General features: G+C 45.5%; 2 protein-coding genes. One reads left to right on the forward strand and one right to left on the reverse strand.

The features are described 5' to 3' along the window. Window positions 1-977, reverse strand: a 977-nt coding sequence (gene groEL / locus RRG12_RS42575; protein WP_420763249.1) for a chaperonin GroEL, incomplete at its 3' end; no start/stop codon positions are given. A gap of 158 nt (window positions 978-1,135) precedes the next feature. On the opposite strand from groEL, the gene RRG12_RS42580 reads away from it, so the two are divergent. Further along, window positions 1,136-2,218 (forward strand): MraY family glycosyltransferase, encoded by a 1,083-nt coding sequence (locus RRG12_RS42580; RefSeq protein ID WP_069068950.1) that lies wholly within the window; start codon window positions 1,136-1,138, stop codon window positions 2,216-2,218. Window positions 2,219-2,757 lie beyond the last annotated feature (539 nt).

Raw genomic sequence — 2,757 nt, forward strand, 5'->3', positions numbered from 1 at the left:
TTCCGATCAATGGTAATTTTGCGGGCAGTTCCCAGCGCTTCTAGAGCAGCGGTATCTAGGCTTAAGCCGATTTCTTCGGAAATCAACTGTCCATCGGTGAGAATGGCAATATCTTCTAACAAAGCTTTGCGGCGATCGCCAAACCCAGGCGCTTTAATGGCAGCCACGGCTAGTACACCCCGCGCTTTGTTCACTACCAGAGTTGCCAAAGCATCACCTTCGACATCTTCAGCAATGATTAACAAAGGCTGACCAGAACGGGCGACTTTTTCCAAAATTGGCACTAAATCTTGGATGCTGCTGATTTTTTTGTCAGTAACCAAGATCCGAGCGTTTTCAAATTCAACAATTTGCCGCTCGTTGTTGGTGACGAAGTAGGGAGAAATGTAACCTCTATCAATCTGCATCCCTTCAACTACTTCTAGTTCGGTGGTTAGGGATTTAGATTCTTCAACGGTAATGACACCATCTTTGGTGACTTTTTCCATTGCTTGGGCTAACATTTGGCCAACTTCTTCATCGTTACCAGCAGAGACAGTAGCAACTTGAGCGATCGCACTTCCTTCTACTGGCTTGGCTATTTTGGCAATTTCTTCTACCAATGCCTCAATAGTTTTGTCGATCCCACGTCTTAAGCTAACTGGATTACTACCCGCCGCGACGTTCTTTAAACCTTCCCGAATCAAGGCTTGTGCTAAAACTGTGGCGGTGGTTGTACCATCCCCAGCGACATCTTTAGTTTTTGAGGCTACTTCCTGGATGAGTCTTGCACCAGTATTTTCCAAAGGATCTTCTAATTCAATTTCCTTGGCAACAGTGATACCATCGTTGACAATTTGAGGTGCGCCAAACTTTTTTTCTAAAAGGACATTGCGACCTTTAGGCCCCAAGGTGATTTTTACGGCATCGGCAAGGGCGTTAACACCCCTTTCTAGAGCTCGCCGCGATTCCTCGTCAAATGCAATAATTTTCGCCATGTTTTATTTCTCCAGCGCTTCCATTAGACAATTTAGCACTCACAGCGCCAGAGTGCTAATCTCTCAAGCGGCTCAAGTTACAAATGGAAATAAAAAAAATTGATTAATATACAGGTGATGCTCATATTAGATACTGGCAGTAATGCTTGAATTGGGAGATGAATCTAGACAACTCCCTTAAGTCCCTTGGTATTGCCGACCCTAGCGGCACCGGCTGGTTGGCAGTAGTATTTACGTTCCTCTTGGCTTGGCTTGTAACTTGGCGTTTAATTCCGACAGTACGAAAATTTGCCTTGCGGGTAGGTTGGGCTGACCAACCCAACGCACGGCGACTCAATCGAGAACCTTTACCCAATGCAGGGGGGCTAGCTATCTACGCGGGTGTGATTGCCGCGCTGGTATTAGCTAGCCTTTTACGACCGATCGAACTCCAAAACGTATTGGCTCAGGTGCTCACTATTCTGTTGGGGGGTTCGATATTAGTTCTTGTGGGCTTTATCGATGATCAGTTCGGCTTACCGCCCTCTGTTCGATTGTGGGCGCAAATTGTCACGGCACTGTTGCTGGTAGCTAATGGCATCAGTGTCCAAGTGATGTTTGGCACTCCTATCGACTCGTTACTATCCATGTTGCTAACAGTGCTATGGGTAGTAGGGATTACCAACGCCATTAACTTGATGGATGGTATGGATGGTTTGGCGGGAGGAATCAGCTTTATTACCGCCATGAGTTTGTTGGGGGTTGCAGCCCAATTTAACAATCGTGCAGCAGCTATTTTGGTATTAGCAGCCTTGGGAGGTGCTGCACTAGGGTTTTTGCGCCATAATTTCTATCCATCACGAATTATTATGGGTGATGCCGGAGCATACTTTTTTGGCTATGTGCTGGCAGCAACTAGTATTTTAGGCAAACTGCAACAAAACACAGTTTATGCACTAATTCCTACTGTTTTATTTCTGTTGTTACCAGTGCTAGACACCACTCAAGTATTTGTGCGGCGGCTACTAGCAGGAAATAACCCTCTCAGTACTCCTGGTAAAGACCATTTGCACCACCGCTTACTTGCTTGGGGACTTTCCCAGCGCCATGCTGCGTTCACTCTTTGGTCAATTACCTTAGTTTTCAACTTGCTGGCGATGAGAATACAAGGTATGAGTTCGGCTGTGATACTGACTACCGCCAGTAGCATTATTCTTCTTTTGGGTTTTACTGTCTGGCAAAGAATACGCCAACAACCTTAGTTGCTTGTCGGGTGGGTTAAGCGCGATCGCATCGCCTTCACCCACCATCGAACAATAGAAGTTAGCTGCTAATCCTGATTTTCCCTATGCTGCAAAGCTTAACTCGATGTTAAGACGGCAAGGTGCGTGGTGAGGTCTAACGACCTTGTGGCGTATTATGGTCAAGAATCACGCGATTGCTAGGTCGTGGAAAGAGGAAACCCAAGGAGTGATCTTTGGAATCCCCCATTGCATTCGGTACTCCGAATCAGTTGTGGGAGGATGTCAAATCTGACCGTCATTTTGAGCAAGCGGGATTTGCTAAATTGTTGTAAATCAAAAAATACTGGCATTTAGACAAGGTTTTTATTGTGGCAATTAATGAATTGCCACGACAATACGTTAACTTTTCTATGTAGATAAGTTAGCCATCAGTTATTCCTGCGCGTTCTGTCGTAAAATCAGCGACGGGGAATCAAAAATTATAAAAATACTGGGTAATTTCTGACTTGTTCTGTTGTCAACAGTAGGGGCAATACTCTGCGGGAAGCCGCTTCTCT

The sequence above is a fragment of the Nostoc sp. CALU 546 genome (genome assembly GCF_048836525.1).

What these genes read in the sequence shown, in the direction of transcription:
- RRG12_RS42580 (WP_069068950.1), top strand. Translation starts at nt 1,136, where the DNA reads ATGAATCTAGACAACTCCCTTAAGTCCCTTGGTATTGCCGACCCTAGC.